20 protein-coding genes and 1 pseudogene are annotated in these 19736 nt (G+C 32.5%); 10 read left to right on the forward strand and 11 right to left on the reverse strand.

What is annotated here, in order from left to right:
- Positions 1-20 precede the first annotated feature (20 nt).
- The 8 genes and pseudogenes from ACOQOS_RS03860 to ACOQOS_RS03895 form a co-directional block, all read right to left on the reverse strand.
- Positions 21-1550: pseudogene (locus ACOQOS_RS03860) on the reverse strand (bifunctional GNAT family N-acetyltransferase/carbon-nitrogen hydrolase family protein).
- 42 nt (positions 1551-1592) lie between these two features.
- Entirely contained in the window at positions 1593-2009 is a 417-nt protein-coding gene (locus ACOQOS_RS03865; protein ID WP_420573647.1) for a VOC family protein, read from the reverse strand.
- Positions 1975-2427, reverse strand: coding sequence for an NUDIX hydrolase (locus ACOQOS_RS03870; RefSeq protein ID WP_420573648.1), 453 nt, complete (start codon positions 2425-2427; stop codon positions 1975-1977). Before ACOQOS_RS03870 ends, ACOQOS_RS03865 begins: the two co-directional genes overlap by 35 nt.
- A gap of 34 nt (positions 2428-2461) precedes the next feature.
- Positions 2462-2743, reverse strand: a complete 282-nt coding sequence (locus ACOQOS_RS03875) for a hypothetical protein (protein WP_420573649.1) — start codon at positions 2741-2743, stop codon at positions 2462-2464.
- A 16-nt stretch (positions 2744-2759) separates the two neighbouring features.
- Positions 2760-3068 (reverse strand): hypothetical protein, encoded by a 309-nt coding sequence (locus ACOQOS_RS03880; protein WP_420573650.1) that lies wholly within the window; start codon positions 3066-3068, stop codon positions 2760-2762.
- Between the two features lie 20 nt (positions 3069-3088).
- The gene (locus ACOQOS_RS03885) at positions 3089-4063 is read right to left on the reverse strand and encodes a deoxyhypusine synthase family protein (RefSeq protein WP_420573651.1); all 975 of its coding nucleotides are present in this window, start codon (positions 4061-4063) and stop codon (positions 3089-3091) included.
- The gene (gene speB / locus ACOQOS_RS03890; RefSeq protein ID WP_420573652.1) at positions 4053-5000 is read right to left on the reverse strand and encodes an agmatinase; all 948 of its coding nucleotides are present in this window, start codon (positions 4998-5000) and stop codon (positions 4053-4055) included. The genes ACOQOS_RS03885 and speB overlap by 11 nt, the downstream gene beginning before the upstream one ends.
- Before the next feature lie 26 nt (positions 5001-5026).
- The gene (locus ACOQOS_RS03895; RefSeq protein WP_420573653.1) at positions 5027-6496 is read right to left on the reverse strand and encodes an arginine decarboxylase; all 1470 of its coding nucleotides are present in this window, start codon (positions 6494-6496) and stop codon (positions 5027-5029) included.
- 868 nt (positions 6497-7364) lie between these two features.
- On the opposite strand from ACOQOS_RS03895, the gene ACOQOS_RS03900 reads away from it, so the two are divergent.
- The 4 genes from ACOQOS_RS03900 to ACOQOS_RS03915 all read left to right on the forward strand — a co-directional run bounded on the left by ACOQOS_RS03900 (position 7365) and on the right by ACOQOS_RS03915 (position 11152).
- The gene (locus ACOQOS_RS03900; protein ID WP_420573654.1) at positions 7365-7667 is read left to right on the forward strand and encodes a hypothetical protein; all 303 of its coding nucleotides are present in this window, start codon (positions 7365-7367) and stop codon (positions 7665-7667) included.
- A gap of 83 nt (positions 7668-7750) precedes the next feature.
- Complete coding sequence (locus ACOQOS_RS03905; RefSeq protein WP_420573655.1) at positions 7751-9178, forward strand: hypothetical protein; 1428 nt, start codon at positions 7751-7753, stop codon at positions 9176-9178.
- Complete coding sequence (locus ACOQOS_RS03910) at positions 9178-10185, forward strand: ATP-grasp domain-containing protein (protein WP_420573656.1); 1008 nt, start codon at positions 9178-9180, stop codon at positions 10183-10185. Before ACOQOS_RS03905 ends, ACOQOS_RS03910 begins: the two co-directional genes overlap by 1 nt.
- On the forward strand, positions 10175-11152 hold the full coding sequence (locus tag ACOQOS_RS03915) for a succinylglutamate desuccinylase/aspartoacylase family protein (protein ID WP_420573657.1): 978 nt from the start codon (positions 10175-10177) through the stop codon (positions 11150-11152). The genes ACOQOS_RS03910 and ACOQOS_RS03915 overlap by 11 nt, the downstream gene beginning before the upstream one ends.
- Positions 11153-11653: 501 nt before the next feature.
- Here ACOQOS_RS03915 and ACOQOS_RS03920 read toward each other — a convergent pair.
- Both ACOQOS_RS03920 and ACOQOS_RS03925 read right to left on the reverse strand, forming a co-directional pair.
- Entirely contained in the window at positions 11654-11893 is a 240-nt protein-coding gene (locus ACOQOS_RS03920; RefSeq protein WP_420573658.1) for a hypothetical protein, read from the reverse strand.
- Between the two features lie 387 nt (positions 11894-12280).
- Complete coding sequence (locus ACOQOS_RS03925; protein ID WP_420573659.1) at positions 12281-13234, reverse strand: PhoH family protein; 954 nt, start codon at positions 13232-13234, stop codon at positions 12281-12283.
- A 270-nt stretch (positions 13235-13504) separates the two neighbouring features.
- On the opposite strand from ACOQOS_RS03925, the gene ACOQOS_RS03930 reads away from it, so the two are divergent.
- The 6 genes from ACOQOS_RS03930 to dnaN all read left to right on the forward strand — a co-directional run bounded on the left by ACOQOS_RS03930 (position 13505) and on the right by dnaN (position 19185).
- Entirely contained in the window at positions 13505-14335 is an 831-nt protein-coding gene (locus tag ACOQOS_RS03930; protein WP_420573660.1) for an SAM hydrolase/SAM-dependent halogenase family protein, read from the forward strand.
- Positions 14336-14338: 3 nt separating this feature from the next.
- The gene (locus ACOQOS_RS03935; RefSeq protein ID WP_420573661.1) at positions 14339-14635 is read left to right on the forward strand and encodes a putative quinol monooxygenase; all 297 of its coding nucleotides are present in this window, start codon (positions 14339-14341) and stop codon (positions 14633-14635) included.
- A gap of 76 nt (positions 14636-14711) precedes the next feature.
- On the forward strand, positions 14712-15527 hold the full coding sequence (locus ACOQOS_RS03940) for a class I SAM-dependent methyltransferase (protein ID WP_420573662.1): 816 nt from the start codon (positions 14712-14714) through the stop codon (positions 15525-15527).
- Complete coding sequence (gene gldF / locus ACOQOS_RS03945) at positions 15528-16253, forward strand: gliding motility-associated ABC transporter permease subunit GldF (protein WP_420573663.1); 726 nt, start codon at positions 15528-15530, stop codon at positions 16251-16253.
- A gap of 2 nt (positions 16254-16255) precedes the next feature.
- Positions 16256-17914, forward strand: coding sequence for a gliding motility-associated ABC transporter substrate-binding protein GldG (gene gldG, locus ACOQOS_RS03950; RefSeq protein ID WP_420573664.1), 1659 nt, complete (start codon positions 16256-16258; stop codon positions 17912-17914).
- 152 nt (positions 17915-18066) lie between these two features.
- On the forward strand, positions 18067-19185 hold the full coding sequence (gene dnaN / locus ACOQOS_RS03955; RefSeq protein WP_420573665.1) for a DNA polymerase III subunit beta: 1119 nt from the start codon (positions 18067-18069) through the stop codon (positions 19183-19185).
- 100 nt (positions 19186-19285) lie between these two features.
- Here the strand turns inward: dnaN and ACOQOS_RS03960 are convergent, their stop codons facing one another.
- Entirely contained in the window at positions 19286-19627 is a 342-nt protein-coding gene (locus ACOQOS_RS03960) for a DUF4870 domain-containing protein (protein WP_420573666.1), read from the reverse strand.
- Positions 19628-19736: the final 109 nt, after the last annotated feature.

Here is a 19736-nt window from a genome sequence, read left to right on the forward strand (position 1 = left end):
ATAATATAAGATAAAACATATTATATCTTCTTCAACTCAAACAAATCCTTTCTTCTATCTCTTAAATTTTTCACAGCACAAAACTGATTGAGTTCTCGCAATAAATCTATATCTACATCAGCAATGAGAATCATTTCAGTATTTGGTGTGGCTTCGGCTTTAATTCCGTTAGTTGGAAATGAGAAGTCACATGGAGTAAATACCATTGATTGTGCAAATTGAATATCCATATTTTGTACTTTAGGTAAGTTCCCAACACTTCCCGCAATAGCTACGTAACATTCATTTTCAATAGCACGCGCACGCGCACGCGCACAGTTTCTAACACGAGAATAACCATTTTGTGTATCTGTCAAAAACGGAACAAATAAGATATCCATACCTTCATCGGCTAGTAATCGACTGAGTTCAGGAAATTCAGAGTCATAACAAATTAAGACACCTATTTTGCCACAATCCGTATCAAAGGTTTGTAATTTGTTTCCTCCTTGCATTCCCCAAACTTTGGCTTCATCAGGTGTAACGTGTAATTTTTCATAACGCTCCACACTTCCATCACGCTTACATAAATAGCCAACATTATATAGTTTTCCATCACGCATTTCGGGCATACTGCCTGAAATAATATTAATGTTATACGATATAGAAAATTCCGAAAACTTTTCTATAATCGCTTGAGTATGTTTTGCAAGTTCACGAATGGCATCAGGCGTAGACATGTGATTGTTGATTGCCATTAACGGTGCATTGAAAAATTCTGGAAATAGCGCAAAATCTGAACGATATCCTGCCACAGCATCAATAAAGAATTCAGCTTGCTGTACTAATTCTTCTAAATCTTTATACGGACGCATTTGCCACTGAATTAAGCCCAAACGCACAATTTTTTTCTTAGTCGTCGCTTTTTTGGTAGGTTTTTCATAGTAAATATTGTCCCATTCCATCAATACCGCAAATTCATTGGAAGCTTCATCTCCTTTTAGATATCCTTTCAGCACTTTTGCAGGATGAAAATCATTGGAGATTTGAAAGTTCAGCACAGAATCATTGATTTCCTTTCGCTTTACTTTTTCAATGTATTCTTTTGGACTGAGTGTAGAAGCATAGTTGTGATAATTAGGAATTCTTCCACCAAAAGCAATACCTTTTAAATTTCTTTTTTCACACAACTCTTTACGATAATCGTATAAACGCCTTCCCAAACGCAATCCACGAAACTCAGGTTTTATAAATACATCAATTCCGTACAACACATCTCCATCATCTGTATGTGCATCAAATGATTTCTGAACAATGTCTTTGTAGGTATGTGAATCTTCAAATGAATTGTAGTCCACGATGATTGATAATGCACAACCTGCCAATTGCCCATTAATTTTGATAACAATTTGCCCTTCTGAAAATTTAGTGATTAACGTTTCTATTTACGTTTCTTGCCAATACGAATCAGGCATCGTCTTATATGCTTGAATCATAGCTTCTTTGAGTTCTTGATAGTCATTTACATTCAAGAACGTAAGCTCAATGTTTTCTATGTCTTTTGGTTTCATTATGTTAGAATGACAAGGTTTTTATAGTCTTGCCATTTATATTTATGTAATTTTAAATATATCTTCTTCGTTTTTAAAACTTTTGAATTCTACTTTATAGCCATTAGGATCCGTCACAAAAAAGGAAATATGTTCTCCTGCTTTGTCTTCTAAAAAAGTTACTTCTGTAGTAACTTCCATGTCCATTGAGAATAGCTTTGTGTAGAGTTTTCCCCAAGTTTCAGTATCAACAATAACTCCAAAGTGAAAAGATGGTAGTATTTGACCACTTAAACGATAATTTTTAAAATCAAAATTAAAAGAACCTGCGTTGGTAAATGTTAATTGATTTCCGTACAAATTGATATCAAGCCATGTATCTGTTCCGCGTCCCTGAGTTGCTCCCAGAATGTCCACATAGAATTCTTTTATTTTTTGAATGTCATCACATGGCAATGCGAGATGGAATACTGCTTTCATAAGTATTTGATTTTACTTTCTTTTTATATTTGCTTTTAAAATATTTTTTTACTGCATTTTTATCTTCTTTATCTAAAAAGGGCAATGCATCTTCCCAATAACACCAATATACATCTTGAAACTTTTCTGTTTCTACTACTTTGAATAAGTTTGTTTTTACCGTAGTTACAAAATGATGCTTTATAATTGTTATGACTTGTTTGTTTTTCACTTTCGATATTACATGCACAAGTGTTTTTGAGTCTACATGTAAGCCAATTTCTTCTTTAGTTTCTCTTACTAAACTAGCTTCGAGTGATTCTTTACGCTTTTTTACGCCGCCAGCAAGTGTCAATTTTTTAGAGATATCTTTTTTTTCAATCACTAAAAGTTGATCTTTATTAACTGCTAGTAACCTTGTTTTCTCAATGATTTTCATAATTTATTTAAAAGTTTTATTAAACAAATAACAATTAAACCATATCAGCACCTTCATCTACTAACTCCAACTCTAGCAATCTAAAAATGATAAAATCGTCATCATCTAAGTCTTTGATTATTTCTTCATAAGTAACATTGAACGTTTCATGCAACATAGAACCATCTTTTAGATTGTATTCTTCCAAAATACTTTCTGAAATTTCTTCAAAAATTATTTTTTCTTCAAAGGAAAAAATGAAAGTGTAGTATCCATTACTATAATTAATAAACACACCTTCTTCGCTTTTAATCTGTTGTGTTTCGTAATAGCTCATGTGTAATACATTTTAGTTAATAATTGTCTTCTGGAAATGGTGATTTTACCGCAGTAGGATCATCATCGTCATAATCTGTATAATCGTCTTCATCATAGTCTTTCATGGTCTTTTCAAGCTTTACACTAACTTTAACCAAGTATTTTGTATCGCCCGAAATCACTTCTACAGCTTCTACTGATTCGCCTTTAGCATTTTTGAATTTTATGATATGAAAGTCGTCATAGCCATCAGGATATTTTTCTACCAAAAGCCCTAATATTTCAGGTGTTAACTTTTTAAAGTCAACAATGACGCGTTTTAAATTGTCTTTTTGCGGTTTCACAGTTTGTTGTTTTATTTGGGTTACATTTTTAATAGATAGGCAAATATGAGCGGTGCTACAATGGTTGCATCACTTTCTATGATAAATTTTGGTGTATCAATAGCTAGTTTTCCCCATGTTATTTTCTCGTTTGGTACAGCACCAGAATACGAACCGTAACTTGTAGTTGAGTCGCTTATTTGACAGAAATAGTTCCAAAATGGCGTGTCTGTTCGTTCCATGTCTTGATATAACATCGGCACAACGCAGATTGGAAAATCACCTGCAATTCCTCCACCGATTTGAAAGAATCCGATACCATTTTCTGAGTTTTCCGTGTACCAATCTGCCAAAAACGTCATGTATTCAATGCCCGATTTCATTGTAGAAGCTTTTAATTCGCCTTTCATTACGTAGCTTGCAAAAATATTTCCCATTGTACTGTCTTCCCATCCAGGACACACAATTGGCAAGTTTTTTTCCGCAGCAGCGTACATCCAAGAGTCTTTTAAATCAATTTCATAATATTCTTCCAATACACCCGACAATAACATTTTGTACATGTATTCATGTGGTAAATAACGCTCGCCATTTGCTTCTGCATCTTTCCATATTTTATAGATGTGACTTTGTAATCTGCGGAACGCTTCATCTTCAGGAATGCAAGTATCTGTGACGCGATTTAAGCCTTTTTCAAGTAAATTCCATTCGTCTTGTGGTGTTAAATCACGATAGTTTGGTACACGTTTGTAATGTGAATGTGCCACCAAGTTCATAATGTCTTCCTCCAAATTAGCTCCTGTACACGAAATGATATGTACTTTGTCTTGACGAATCATTTCAGCAAAGATTTTCCCTAATTCTGCGGTACTCATTGCCCCTGCTAGAGAAACTAGCATTTTTGAGCCCTTTGCTAAGTTATCTTCATATCCTTTTGCAGCATCTACCAAAGAAGCTGCATTAAAGTGTAAGAAGTATTTTTCTATAAATTGTGTAATAGTGGCGTTAGTCTTCATCTTCGTCTTCGTTATATTTTAAACGGTTGATTTTGTTTTCGTTTGCTGTTTTGTATAGGTTTTCATTTTCTTCATCTTCATCTTGCTCCAAAAATTTATAGCTTAACATTTTATAGTATAGTTTCGCCGCTAAAAAATCTGAGGACTTATCCGTTGGATTTGGACAGAGTTCCACAATATCAAATCCTACTACATTTTTTTCTTCAAATACGCGTCTTAAAAACTCTAGCGTTTCATACCAAAATAAACCACCAGGTTCAGGCGTTCCTGTTGATGGCATAATGGAGGAATCAAAGGCATCCAAATCAAATGTGATGTATACTATATCTGTCATGGCTTCAATGGCATTGTCCATCCAATAATCATCGTTTGCCATGTCGTGCGCAAAAAACACATTGTCTTCGTTCATTTCTGTACGTTCTATTGCATCCATGCTACGAATCCCAACTTGCACTAAATTTGTATTTTGATTCGCTTCATATAATGCGCAGGCATGATTATACTTAGAACCTTCATATTCTTTACGTAAATCAGCATGTGCATCAATTTGTAAAACAGTGAGGTTGTGAAAGCATTCGTCAAAAGCACGCATTGCACCAATGGAAATCGAATGTTCTCCACCAATTAAAGTCACGAATTTGTTACGTTTGATATTTGTTTTGGTTACTTCGTGTACTGCATTTACCATAGCTTCTGGCGATTCGTCTTCGGTAATTGCATCCGCTAGATATATCCCTTGTTTATATACTTCGCTATCCGTTTCAATGTCGTATAATTCCATGTTTTCAGAAGCGTGTAAAAAAGCTTTTGGTCCTTTATCCGCACCTTTTCCCCATGTACTTGTTCCATCATAAGAAACAGGGATTAACGTAATTTTTGAGGTTTCAAAGTTTGCGTATGCGTCAGGAATACCTGCGTATGTTTTTTTAGTTTTCATTTTTTTTAAATTGTGAATACTTCTTTTCAAGATGTAATGGTTTGTTCAGTTTGAATAACTTTTTCTCTTTCTGTATTTGTAAGCGTATTGTTGATTCCGAAATCATATCCTAATAGCGATAGTAATTTTTCGGAAGTTTGTTGTTCTGAAAATAAGCAAGTTACTAGGTTTCCATCTTCATCACGATCAATTAGAATGTGTTTAGGCTGTGGAATTAAGCAATGTTGTAATCCGCCAAATCCACCTATGGTTTCTTGGTACGCTCCAGTATTAAAAAAGCCGATATATAATGACTTTTCTTTACTATATTTTGGTAAATAAATCGCGTTCATGTGTTGTTCACTATTGTAATAATCGTCACTATCGCAGGTTAATCCGCCTAATAAAACTCGCTCATATTCTTTTTGCCATCCGTTGATTGGCAACATGACAAAGCGTTTGTTGATTGCCCATGTATCTGGCATTGTGGTAATGAATGACGAATTGATCATGTTCCATTTTTCACGATCGTTTTGTTGTTTTTGGTATAACACTTCATAGATTGCGCCACCGCTTTCGCCCACGGTAAAACTTCCAAATTCTGTAAAAATATTGGGAACTGTTACACCAGCTTCATCACAAGTTTGTTTGATTTGTTGTATAATCTCATCAATCATGTATTGATAATCATAATCAAACGCTAACGAATTTTTGATTGGAAAACCACCGCCAATATTTAAGCTGTCTAACGATGGACATACTTTTTTTAGGTTTACATATACTTTCATACATTTCAACAATTCGTTCCAATAATATGCAGTGTCACGAATTCCAGTATTGATGAAAAAGTGTAACATTTTAAGTGTTACTTTTGGATTATCTTTGATATCTCTATTGTAAAAAGGCACAATATTTTTATAGCCAATTCCCAAACGAGACGTATAAAACTCAAACTTTGGTTCTTCTTCTGAAGCAATTCGGATTCCGATGTTGTAGTTTCCGTTAATTTCTTCACTCAATAAGCTAATTTCTTCATAGTTGTCAATAATAGGAATACAGTTTTCATGTCCGTTATTGATAAGCCTTCCAATATTTTTTACATATTGGTCACGTTTGAAACCATTACTAATCACAAAGGTTTTATCTGTAATTTTCCCTTGCGCTTTTAAGTTTTCCACAATATCAATGTCAAATGCAGAGGATGTTTCTATATGAATATCATTCTTTAACGCTTCATTCAATACATGCTTAAAATGTGAACTTTTGGTACAATAACAATAGTTGTAATTCCCTGCGTAGTTGTATTTTTCTATCGCGTTGGCAAACCATGTTTGAGCATTGTTAATATTTTCCGATATTTTTGGTAGGTACGTAAATTTTAAAGGCGCACCGTATTCGGCAATGAGCTTAGAAAGGTCAATACCGTGAAATTGTAATTGTTTTTTTTCATCAAGCTTGAATTCTTTTTGAGGAAAATCAAATGTTTGCTCGATGAGATCAATATATTTAGTTTTCATTCTGAAAATGAATTAAAAAATTAAAGAAATGATAGCGTTTGCTATAAATAGCAATTAATTTGAATAAAGAATTGAGTTCCTCAAATACGAAAAACAAATGCCGTAAAAGGCATGAAAGTGCGTTGTAATAGACACTTGAAAGTATGTTCTGTTTCAGAAGTCAGCCTGAGAATTCGGCGTCTTATACGTAAGACAGCTTTTGGAGTAGACTTCTTTATGCTCCTAAGCCCGAATCTGAAAAAGGTATTCATTTATGTAGGCAATGCGTTCTGTTTATAAACTCATTTACTAAACAAACATAGTAAAAAAATGTATTCAAAAAACTTTTTTTGATTTTTTTAAATAAATTCTCAAAAAATAATAAGAGAGATTAAAATATTTATAGCTCAAGCTTGATTTTGTTGTCAATATCAAAAAAAGAAAATATTTTAAAATTTTTGTGATAAATGTTTGGTGTATTTAATTTTTAACTACTTTAGTTTCGCTTTTAGCTAATATAATGAAAACTATATGTAATTTCGGGTGGTTAGAAATTAGGAAGTCAAATCTAACTACAGCTTATGGAATAAGTAACCGAAATGTAAAGCTAACTTCCGTTAAACACTTCATTTTAAAATATGTAGACGCCATTCTTGTCGTCACAATGCTTCGTTTGTAATTTTTTTGACGCTTTAAGAAATACAAGCACATACAATTTTATATAATCACAATAACCATTAATTGTTTATTTCAACTTTTTTAAGAAAGATAAATACAATGTCATGTATTGTAATTACTAGGAATTAGTGATTTACTAGAGTAATCCGATCTCAATTTGACATAGGCTATCGGAGTTTAGCATTTATAAATATTTTAAAACAAAAAAACAATGAAAACAATCACAATAATTATCTCAACTGTAGCAGTATTTTTTATGACAACCTATCAAAATACTACTGTAGAAGCTACGTATGATGGCTACGAAGATGGCGTTTACTATTTTACAGACAGTAATGATGAAACACTAGAATTTCAAGAAGTTGATAAGAATGTTTTGAAAGTATACGATCTGATGTCAAAGAAATTTGAAAACAAAAACTTTAATGTAACCTATAAAACCGTTGAAGAGGAGGACGAGGAAGGAGATTCGTATACTACATATGTCATCACAGCTTTAAAATTAACGGAATAATAAATTAAAATATTCATGTTAGAGAGTAGCAATATTCCCTAGCATGAATAAATATATAAAAACACTAAAAATAATTAATCAAAATGATTGTCAATCCAAATGATTTTGAGCCAACAGATCACTGGTATCCTAAAGCTTTAAATGCTACTATTCACCCAATGGTAAAGTTCTTTTTTAACCTAGATAGGGATTTAATTGTTACGCGCTATTGTCACTTACATCCATCTGTAAATAAAGATAAATTAAGAGAAGTTCTCAACTACAGGTGCAAGTATTTCCAATGGGGTGGAGCTGATTTACTAAATGTAACTTCCTCTGGTGGAAAACGTCAAATGGTAGTGATTGAAAATAATTCCTGTCCTTCAGGTCAAAAATCCATGCCTTTGTTAGACGATAATGATGAGCAGGGAAGTTATCGCTTAATGGTAGAACGCACATTTAAACCGTACATCAAAAAGATAAAAAATGTAAAAGGTAATTTAGCGGTTATCTATGATAAAAATGAAATTGAAGTATTTGGCTATGCAAAGGTTATTGCAGATGTCATGAAAGAGTCTGTACATTGTATTGCGTTTCACAAAGACGATCCAGATCCCAAAGTGTTTTTTGAAGATGGTATCATGTATATAAAAACTGATGAAAATGAAAAACCTATTCCAATTCGTGCTGCATTTCGTTACTTAACACAAAAACCGTGGAATAGACTTCCATTGAACACGAAGACAAAGATTTTGAACCCTTCGATTGTATGCTTGGCTGGTGGGCGTAATAAAATGGTTGCCGCAAAAGCGTATGACATTTTTAATGCCGAATTGAAACCTTTTGGCTTGAAAATAAACACTCCTGAAACCATTTGGGATGTACGAAAAGAAGAAATTCCATTATGGGTAAATAAGTTGGGCGGACAAGCAGTGATTAAAGTTCCCTATAGCAATGCTGGACAAGGTGTTTATACTATTATCAATGAAAAAGAATTAGAGGATTTTATGGAGTTAGAGTTTGATTATGATTTATTTATCATTCAAAGTTTGATTGGAAATTCTAATTGGAGTAGCGTTACTTCTTCAGGAAAATTGTATCATGTGGGAATGATTCCAAACCTAAAAAACGAAACTTATATTGCCGATGTACGATTGATGGTAAGTTCCACAAAAAAGGGTATTTTACCCTTGGTAGCTTATGCACGTAGAGCGAAAGCACCGCTAAAAGACCATATTGATGGCGGTTCGGATAGTTGGGAAATGTTAGGAACAAACCTTTCCTATAAAGAAAAAGATGGTTCTTGGGGAAGTGATGCAAAAAGATTATTGTTAATGGATAGACGCGATTTCAACAAGTTAGGTTTAGGCTTAGATGATTTGATTGAAGCATACATTCAAACAGTTTTATCAACAGTTGCAATTGATAAAATGGCAAAAACATTGATCAATACTAAAGGTGTTTTTAAGTTTGATCTTTTCAAAAGTTTGAATAATGACCAAAGTTTATTGGATGAAATTAAAATTCATTAATGAAAAAGTTTAGCATTCTTATTTTAACCGATCACAGCGCGCATACTATTGAAAATTCACTTTACATTATGGCACGTGAAATGGTGCAACATGAACTTTGCGCTTCTTTGGATATCGCTTCATTAGGTGTTTCTGAAAATAACTTGTTTTTAGAAAATAGATCAATTGATTCTTTATGGGTAACAACTATTGATGCTACTTTTAAGTTTACTAAAAATGGTGCTTTTTTTAAAGAGAAATACTGTAAAAAAGTAGTTGCTGAATATGATATTATTTGGTTACGATTGCCACCTCCATTATCAAAAGAACAACTTGGTTTTTTGGGAGAAATATTCAAAAATCAAATTATTATTAACCAACCTTCAGGAATTGAAATAGCAGGAACTAAAAAGTATTTGTTGAATTTTCCTGAATTATGTCCTCCTATGCGATTATGTAAAACTGTGGATGACATTATTGATTTTACAGAGACTCATAAGGAAATTGTTTTAAAACCTATCAATTCCTACGGAGGAAAAGGTATTATAAAATTAAATAACGAACTTGTTTGGGTAGGAAATGAAAAAACGCCAAAATATTCCTTTTTAAAGGAATTGAATCAAAAAAATATTGAATATCTGGCAGTTAAATATCTTAAAAAAGTACACAAAGGAGACAAAAGAATCGTAGTTATCAATGGTAAAATTATTGGTGCAACATTACGATTACCTGCTTCTAATTCGTGGTTGTGTAATATTTCTAGTGGAGGTTCTTCTGTTGACACACGAATTACAACTGAAGAAAAGAATATTGTTAAAAAAATAAACCCTTTTTTAAAGGAATTAGGAATTGGAATGTACGGAATTGATACACTAACTAACGATGAAGGGAAAAGAATTCTCTCCGAAATCAACGTCACAAGTGTTGGAGGAATCTATCAATTTCACAAAAATAAAGGAATTACAGTTGTTCAAGAAGCTGTAAATGAATTAATGAATTTTATTATAGAAAAAACAAATGAAAAATGATTATATACCTACTCCTCTGTATGTTGAGGAAATTAATATTGAAGCTATTGAGAAAGAAACCATCACACGGTATTGGCTTAAAATTGTTGAAGATGGATTAGGGAGTCCTATAAGCATTCCTGTTATTGTTGCTAAAGGTGCTAAAGAAGGAAAAACTGTAGGTGTCACAGCAGCTGTACATGGAAATGAATTGAATGGGATTTCTGTAATTCAAAAACTGTTTAGCGAAATTGATACGAGTGAACTTAAAGGAACTATTGTCGGGATTCCAGTAGTGAATGTTCCTTCGTATGTGAGAAACAAGCGAAGATTTATTGATGATGTAGATTTGAATCACATCATGCCAGGATCGGAAAATGGAAATGTAAGTCAGGCATATACGTGGCAAGTGGTTCATAAAATTATTCATCAGTTTGATTATTTGGTGGACTTACATACTGCTAGCAATGGTCGAATAAATTCGTATTATGTAAGAGCAGACATGAAAGATGAAGTAGTTCAGAAAATGGCATTACTACAAAATGCACAGATCATTGTACACAATCCTCCTAGTGATGGCACATTAAGAGGTACCGCAGATGAATTAGGTATTCCTGCGATTACAATGGAAGTAGGAGATCCTAATTTATTTCAAAAAGGATTGATTCGTGATGGACTTACTGGAATTTACAATTTATTGGGTTATTTAAACTTACTTGATTGTGAAGTAGAAGAAAATGACGAAGAAACGATGATTTGTCAGAAATCTTATTGGATATATACTGCTAAAGGTGGATTGCTTACAGTTCATGCTAAATTAACGGAAGTAGTCGAAAAAGGAACTAAAATAGCAACACTCAGAAATATTTTTGGGGATGTTACAGAAGAATACTTTGCACCAGAGAAAGGAGTTATTATAGGGAAAAATGTGAATCCTGTGTCACAAACTGGCGGAAGAATTTTACACTTGGGGCTTCTTCAAGATTAAAAAACTATTTTTATAGAATGTATAAAAAAAATGACATAGTAATATATAAATCAACTCCTAAATCAAAAGGAATTCTCGTCAAAATATTAATTCATCGAGATAATTTTTTCTCTTATGGTAATATGCCTGACGAAAATTATGACTACTATGTAAGATCGGAAGTAGATGGAGCACAATTTTTTGTAAATAAAAAGAGTCTCAATTGTATAGATTGAGACTCTCACTTTAATAATAACTTTAATTTTAAGATACTTACTTTCTTAATTTTAATTCCATTTGACAGTTTTGCCTTGGGTATTAGTCTATTATATTACAAGCATAAACACCAACAGATTAACAGCTGGAAAGTTTGATCAACAAAAGAAAACCAACCACACTTAACTGATGTGACTAGTTCATTTAATGATCATTGGAAGCGTTTCAAAAGAAATCGAACTAAAAGGTATAGCTGTTAAGATTAAACAGCTTCGAATTGCAGTAAAACAAAATGGAGTATTAAATTTATTGATTACGAGCATTACGCAAGTTTTTTGTGGCTCTGATTAGTTCTGCATACCCGTTTACAAAATATTTAGAAATTTTGAGTATTCCGTAAATAGCAATTCCACAGATAACTAATTTTGTGACTGGATGCTTTAATATTTTTTTCTTATCAATTAACGGTTTGGTAGACTTTGGAATGGAATCCAAATCTAATCCATCTAAAATAGATTTTCTTTTTGTTTGTTTATTTCTTATCATTTTTCGTATGATTTTATTAGAAATAAATAGTAAAACTGATAGTCATTTAGCAATATATTTACACCCAAAAATTGATTTTTTGAATGCTGAAAAATCTAGTGAAAATAAGATGACTTTAAGGAGCTACAAGAGTACCGTTTCAGAGTACCGAAAAGCATAGAAATCGACCCTTTTTCGGACTCCTAATTCCGTAAATTACTGAAAATTAGATGGTAGCAAATTAACCAACTGCTTGTTGTGTGTTGTTTGTTAATTTGAAAATACTTTTACATTCAACCTTGATAATTTCTTAGCACTTCTATACAGTTTTCGACGAAAATCACTCGAAGTGACGTTTGGATATTTGTTGATTTATTCTTTCTATAGAAAACTGAACGAAGTCAAAGTTTAGTTCTGATGTTCAATACTCTTGTACGCTTCAATAACTTTCTTCACTAATCTATGACGAACTACATCTTTATCATCTAAATAAATGATTCCGATTCCTTTAATGTCTTTTAAGACAAGTAAAGCTTCTTTTAGCCCAGAAATTACACGTCTTGGTAAATCTATCTGTCCTGGATCGCCAGTAAGCATGAATTTCGCATTTTTACCCATACGCGTCAAAAACATTTTCATTTGCGCATGTGTCGTATTTTGTGCTTCATCCAAAATCACAAAAGCATTATCAAGCGTACGTCCACGCATAAATGCCATTGGTGCTATTTGAATCGTACCATCTTCTATGTATTTAGCTAATTTTTCTGGCGGAATCATATCACGCAATGCATCATACAACGGTTGCATATACGGATCGAGTTTTTCTTTTAAATCTCCAGGTAAAAAACCTAAGCTTTCTCCTGCCTCTACAGCCGGACGTGTTAAAATGATTCTTCTTACTTCTTTATTCTTTAAAGCTCTTACGGCTAATGCAACTCCTGTGTAGGTTTTACCAGTTCCTGCAGGACCAATAGCAAAAACCATATCATTTTTATTCATCAACTCAACCAACTTACGCTGATTGGCTGTAATTGCTTTAATTAATTTACCATTGTGGCCATGTACCAAAGTTTCTCCGCTTGAAGCAGACGTATCATAATCTTTAGCACTTTCACTTGTTAATACACGTTCAATGACATTTTCGTCAATTTTGTTGTACTTCCCAAAATGCTCCATTAACATTGTAAGACGTTTGTCAAACTCTTCTAATAAGGCTTCATCTCCGTATGCTTTTATTTTATTTCCTCTGGCTACAATTTTGAGTTTAGGGAAGTATTTTTTTAGCAATTCTATGTTGGTGTTTTGGTGACCAAAAAACTCTCTTGGACTGATCTCAGAAAGTTCAAAAATAATTTCGTTCAAAAGCGACTCGTATTAAGGTTAGATTTCCGTTTTGTTTTTTTAGATTTGCAACACAAACTTACCATTTTTTAATTGAACTCGTTTAAACTTTTGGAATTTAAGCGAAATTTAAAGGTTTTAAGTCCTGATAAACACTTTTTTGACTTGATAGCTTAGCTATAAAACGGAAAAAAAATGCAAACAGTACTAAAAAACAAACACTTTTTGGGCAATAAAAAAAGTATAATTGAGTTCAGAGAATAAATTTAAAAAAATATCAACAATTCATCAATGGCAATTATAACACTGACAACTGATTTTGGGGAGAAAGACCATTTTGTGGGCGCAGTTAAAGGAGCTATTTATAGTGAACTAAACGATATACGTATTGTTGATATCTCACATAGTGTGAATCCTTTTAATATTACTGAAGCTGCATACATCATTCAAAATGCTTTTAATAGCTTTCCAAAAGGAAGTATTCATATTATTGGGATTGATTCTGAATTGAATCCTGAAAATAAACATATTGCCGTAAAATTAGACGGTCATTTTTTTGTGTGTGCCAATAATGGAATTATGAGTTTGATTGCTTCCGAGATTGTTCCTGAAAAGATTGTAGAAATTAATATTCACGATCGTTTAGAAACCAATTTTCCAGTTTTAGATGTATTTGTACAAGTTGCTTGTCATATTGCACGTGGCGGAACGCTGGAAGTGATTGGAAAGACCATTCATGAAATAAAACATTTAACGGACATTAAACCTGTTATTAATACAGACGATTCACAAATCATTGGAAATGTCATTTATATTGATAACTATGGAAATGTTGTGACAAATATTACGCGAAAAATATTTAAAGATGTTGGAAAAGGACGTAATTTTGAGATTTCGGCGCGTAATTATAAATTTAAAACCATTCATGAACGTTATAGCGACTCTATTAATTTTAATGTAGAACGACATAAACGAGAAGAAGATGGTAAAAAATTAGCACTGTTTAATTCGGCTAACTTTTTAGAGTTGGCAATTTATAAAAGTAATCCGCAAACTGTTGGTAGTGCTTCTAGCCTATTTGGTTTGCAATTTAGAGATACCATAACTATTAATTTTTCATAAACTATGTTTGTACGTATTGTTAAAATGAGTTTTCATTCAAAATATATTCCTGATTTTTTGGCTATGTTTGAGGAAAAGAAACAATCGATAAAAGATCGTGAAGGTTGTGAATTTTTAGAGTTGTATCAAGATAAAACTAATCCTGAAATTTTCTTTACATACAGTCATTGGCAACATGTAGATAACTTGGAAGCATATAGAAATTCAGAATTATTTAAAAACGTTTGGAAGCAAACCAAAGCTATGTTTAATGACAAGCCGCAAGCATGGAGTGTTGATAAATTAGTGAGTTTATCCTAATTAAAATACTAGAACGCATAACCAAACGTTAGACATTCATACATTCTGTAAAAAGAATGATTAGTTAAAAAAATATATGCTAAGATCATTATATTATTCTTTATCACCCAAACAACGATTATTACTGAGAAAGGTAGTATATTTTCCTATTGATCTTTTTAGAAAACGTCACGAACTCGAACCACCAAAAGGATATGTATATACTGGTCCCGGAAATTATATAGAAATTGGAGAAACCTTTTTTACCTATTTTAAAGAGTACGGAAACATTCAACCAAACAGCCGTATTTTAGATATTGGCTCAGGAATAGGTAGAATGGCAATACCATTTACCACATTTTTAAACGAAGAAGGAAACTACGAAGGTTTTGATGTCGTTGCACAAGGTGTCAATTGGTGTACTGAGAATATTAGTTCTAAATATCCGAATTTTAGGTTTACACATACGCCATTAAAGAATGATTTATACAACTTAAATACCTCTAAAGAAGCCAAAGATTTTATATTTCCTTACGAAGCTTCAAGCTTTGACTTTGCCTTTTTAACTTCTGTATTTACACATATGATGCCTAATGATGTTTTGCATTATCTAGGAGAAATTCATCGCGTTTTGGATACAGAAAAAATTTGTTTGGCTACTTTTTTTATTTTGGATGAAACTTCTCGAAAGTTGATGTCATCTAGTAAAATGAATTTCAGTATAACTCATGAACACTATGCGTTGATGGACAAAAAGGTGAAAGAAGCCAACGTCGCATTTGATAAAGAATATATTTTTAAACAGTTTGAAACAAAAGGTTTTCAAGTCAAGCATTATTTTCCTGGAACTTGGTCAGGAAGAACTGAAAACACCTTATCATATCAAGACATTATTGTATTAAAAAAGAAGTAAATGTTCGCAATACTAAAAAAAGAAATTAATTCGTTTTTCTCTTCGTCCATTGGATACTTGGTTATTGCCTTGTTTTTAGTCCTAAACGGATTATTCTTATGGTTTTTTAAGAGTGAATTTAATGTGTTTAATTACGGATTTGCCGATTTAACACCTTTCTTCACCTTAGCACCATGGATTTTCATCTTTTTAATTCCGGCAATTACCATGCGTAGTTTTTCAGAAGAAAAACGCTTGGGAACATTAGAATTATTATTGACAAAGCCTATTTCTGGTTGGCAAATTGTGCTTGGAAAATATTTTGGTTCGTTAGTATTGATCATATTAGCGTTAATTCCAACATTATTATACGTGTACACTGTTTGGAGTTTAGGAAACCCAGTTGGAAACCTTGACATAGGCAGTACACTTGGCTCCTATTTTGGTTTGCTATTTTTAATTGCTGCTTATACAAGTATTGGTGTATTTACATCAACGCTTTCTCAAAATCAAATTGTGGCATTTATCGCAGCTGTATTTATCTGTTTCGTGATGTATTTTGGTTTTGAAGGCATAGCAAATGCTGACATTTTTGGAGATTTTAGTGCTACTGTAGAGAAATTTGGTATGAAACGTCATTTTGATAGCATTGCGCGCGGTGTTATTGATACAAGAGATGTTGTGTATTTTATAAGTGTCACGCTATTCTTTTTATTCTTAACAGTATTACAATTAAAAAAACGATAAGTTTGAAGAAAGAACTCAATACTAAGGTTAAAATACTTTTAGTCTTTGTTGGACTAATCATTCTAAATGCTATTGCAAGTAGCGTATTTACACGTTTTGACTTAACGCAAGACAAACGTTACACGCTTTCGGAAGCTTCTAAGAATACGCTTGCAGAAGTCAATTCGCCTGTAGTTATTACCATTTTCTTAAAAGGAGAATTACCAGCAGAATACAAACGTTTGGCTGATGAAACAGAACAATTATTAGAAGAATTTTCAGCATATAACCCAAACGTAAAATATACCTACGTAGATCCTATTGAAGAAAATGCTATCGAATTTTTAGCAAATAACGGCATGGATCCGAAATACATAACTGAAGAAGTTACTAATAAAATTTCGCGAGAAGCCGTATATCCTTGGGCAATTGCAAGTCACGGTAATAAAACAGTAAGAGTTCCATTGTACAAAAACAATCTGGCAAATTCTGATGATGAAAAAATTGCTAGTTCCGTACAACATTTAGAGTATGCTTTTGCAGATGCTTTTACGAAATTAACGATCATAGACAAACAAACAATTGCTATTTTAAAAGGAAATGGAGAATTAGACGATTTGTATATCGCAAGTTTTTTACAAACTCTCAAAGACTATTATAAAATTGCTCCTTTCGATTTGAGTGCTTTTCCTGATAATCCCGAAAAATCATTAGAAAACCTAAAACGTTTCGACTTAGCAATTGTTCCTAAGCCAACCAAAGCATTTTCAGATGATGAAAAGTATGTTTTAGATCAATACACGATGCGTGGCGGAAAGTCGTTATGGTTGTTAGAAAACACTGTGGCAGAGATGGATAGTTTGTATAGTGAAAGTGGTGCTTCTTTGGCTTTTCCAAGAGATTTACGATTGAATGATTTTTTCTTTGAATACGGTATCCGAATCAATCCAAAATTGGTCAATGATATGCAATGTGCACCAATTATTATGGCTGTTGGCGAAGGAAAAGAAACTCAGTACTTACCAATTCAGTGGCGCTACAATCCGTTAGTAAAACCTTCTGTAGATCATCCTATTACAAACAATACTAACTTAGTACGTTTTGAATTTGCCAACCAAATTGATCTTTTAAAAAGTAGTACGAAGAAAACTGTTTTATTAAAAAGTTCGGCAGCTTCAAAATTGGAAGGTGTTCCAAAGCCAATTTCGCTGTCAATTATAGAAAACGAACCAAAACTAGAAGCTTACGAAGGCAAAGGCAATCAAAATTTGGCTGTTTTATTGGAAGGAACTTTTGAATCTGTGTATAAAAATCGTATCAAACCATTTAAGCTTTCTGATAATAAAACTGAAGGTGAATCTAAGATGTTAGTCATTGCAGATGGTGATGTGATCAAAAATCAAGTAACGCGTGGCAGACCGCAAGAATTAGGTTTTGATATTGTCACAAAACGTCAATATGGAAACAAAGAATTCTTATTAAATTCTGTAAATTACCTATTAGACAACAACGGACTTATAAACATTCGTTCCAAGGAATTAAAATTAGCTTTCTTAGATACTGAAAAAGTCATTGCCGAAAAATCGTACTGGCAACTTGTAAACATTGGGTTTCCACTAATTATCCTTGCTATTTTTGGTATTGTATTTACCTATCTGCGTAAGCGTAAGTTTGCAAAATAGTTTGTTAATAAGTTTCCTTTCTTTACAACGACTTTTAAGATATATTTGTAGGAATATAACAATGTGATTCTTTTCGCATGAATTTACAGCTAAAAAGCTATGTTATTTACATGGGAAGAATTATTTTTGAACATTAAATAGAACAAAAACACATGAAATTTATTGTATCAAGTACATACTTATTAAAGCAGCTTCAAGTTTTAGGAGGCGTTATTAATAATAGTAATACCTTACCTATTTTAGAAAATTTCCTTTTTGAATTGAATGAAAATGAATTGAAGGTAACTGCTACTGATTTAGAAACGACAATGTCATCCGTTTTAAACGTAGAATCAGATAGCACAGGAAATATTGCTGTTCCTGCAAAGTTATTATTAGATACTTTAAAAACCTTTCCTGAACAACCACTAACATTTGTGGTAGAAGAAAATAATACGGTTGAAATTAGCTCTAACCACGGTAAATATGCTTTAGCATACGCTGATGGAGCCGAGTTTCCTGCAACAGTTGAATTAAAAGATCCAAGCGCAACAACAATTGCTGGTCATGTATTGGCTACTGCCATTAGCAAAACAATCTTTGCTTCTGGAAATGATGATTTACGTCCCGTAATGAGTGGTGTATTTTTCCAGTTTTCACCAGAAAACTTAACGTTTGTAGCAACAGATGCTCACAAATTGGTAAAATACCAACGTACAGATTTACAAGCTTCTCAAGTAGCTGAATTTATCATGCCAAAGAAACCTTTAACATTGTTAAAAGGTATTTTAGGCGCTAGCGAAGAAGACGTTACGATTGAATATAATGAAAGTAATGCAAAATTCATCTTTGACAATATCGTATTAACGTGTCGTTTGATTGATGGAAGATATCCTAATTATGAAGCGGTAATTCCGAAGGAAAACCCTAATAAATTAGAAATCAATAGAAATCAATTCTTAAACTCTGTGCGTCGTGTTAGTATTTTCTCTAACAAAACAACACACCAAATTCGTTTAAAGATTGCTGGAGCTGAATTGAATATTTCTGCTGAAGATTTAGATTACTCAAACAAAGCTGAAGAGCGTTTAACTTGCGATTATCAAGGTGATGACATGCAAATTGGCTTCAACTCTCGTTTCTTAACAGAAATGCTAAACAATTTAGGTTCTGATGATGTTTCTTTAGAAATGTCTTTACCTAATCGTGCAGGAATCTTAACACCTATCGACGGTTTAGAAGAAGGAGAACATATTACTATGCTAGTGATGCCAGTAATGTTGAACAATTAATATAAAACAACGTATTTTATATAGAGAAAGCCGTTATACGATGTGTATAACGGCTTTTTTATATCTTCTTATTAACTAACTTAAAGATCAGAAGACTAAATTATGATAATATCTGTATTGACAACGGATAACTTGGTTCTTGACCGTTACTTACTTTAATTGCGTTTACAATTGGCATTACAAAAGATAAAATTCCAACAGCAATAAGCGTTAAAAGTCCAAGTCCGAAAGCAAAAATTAACGGAATACTTATAATTGCATAAATAATCATGCTAATTTGAAAGTTAATAATTTCTTTTCCTTGTTGATCCATTTCATCTACATCATTTTTATTACTCGCCCATAAAATTAACGGAATGATTAAACTACCAAAACCGATAACAAAGGTTGACAATTGTGTTAAATGCGTAATGACCATTAGTTGATTATCTTTTCTTCTCATGATTGTATTTTTTATTGATTGATGATTATATGACACAAAAAAATCTATTTTGTTACACTTTATCAATTGATTATAATTTTAAGCTCATAAAAAATTATCCTAAGCTCGT

The sequence above is a fragment of the Kordia sp. genome (assembly GCF_965224175.1).
Classification (GTDB): Bacteria; Bacteroidota; Bacteroidia; order Flavobacteriales; family Flavobacteriaceae; genus Kordia.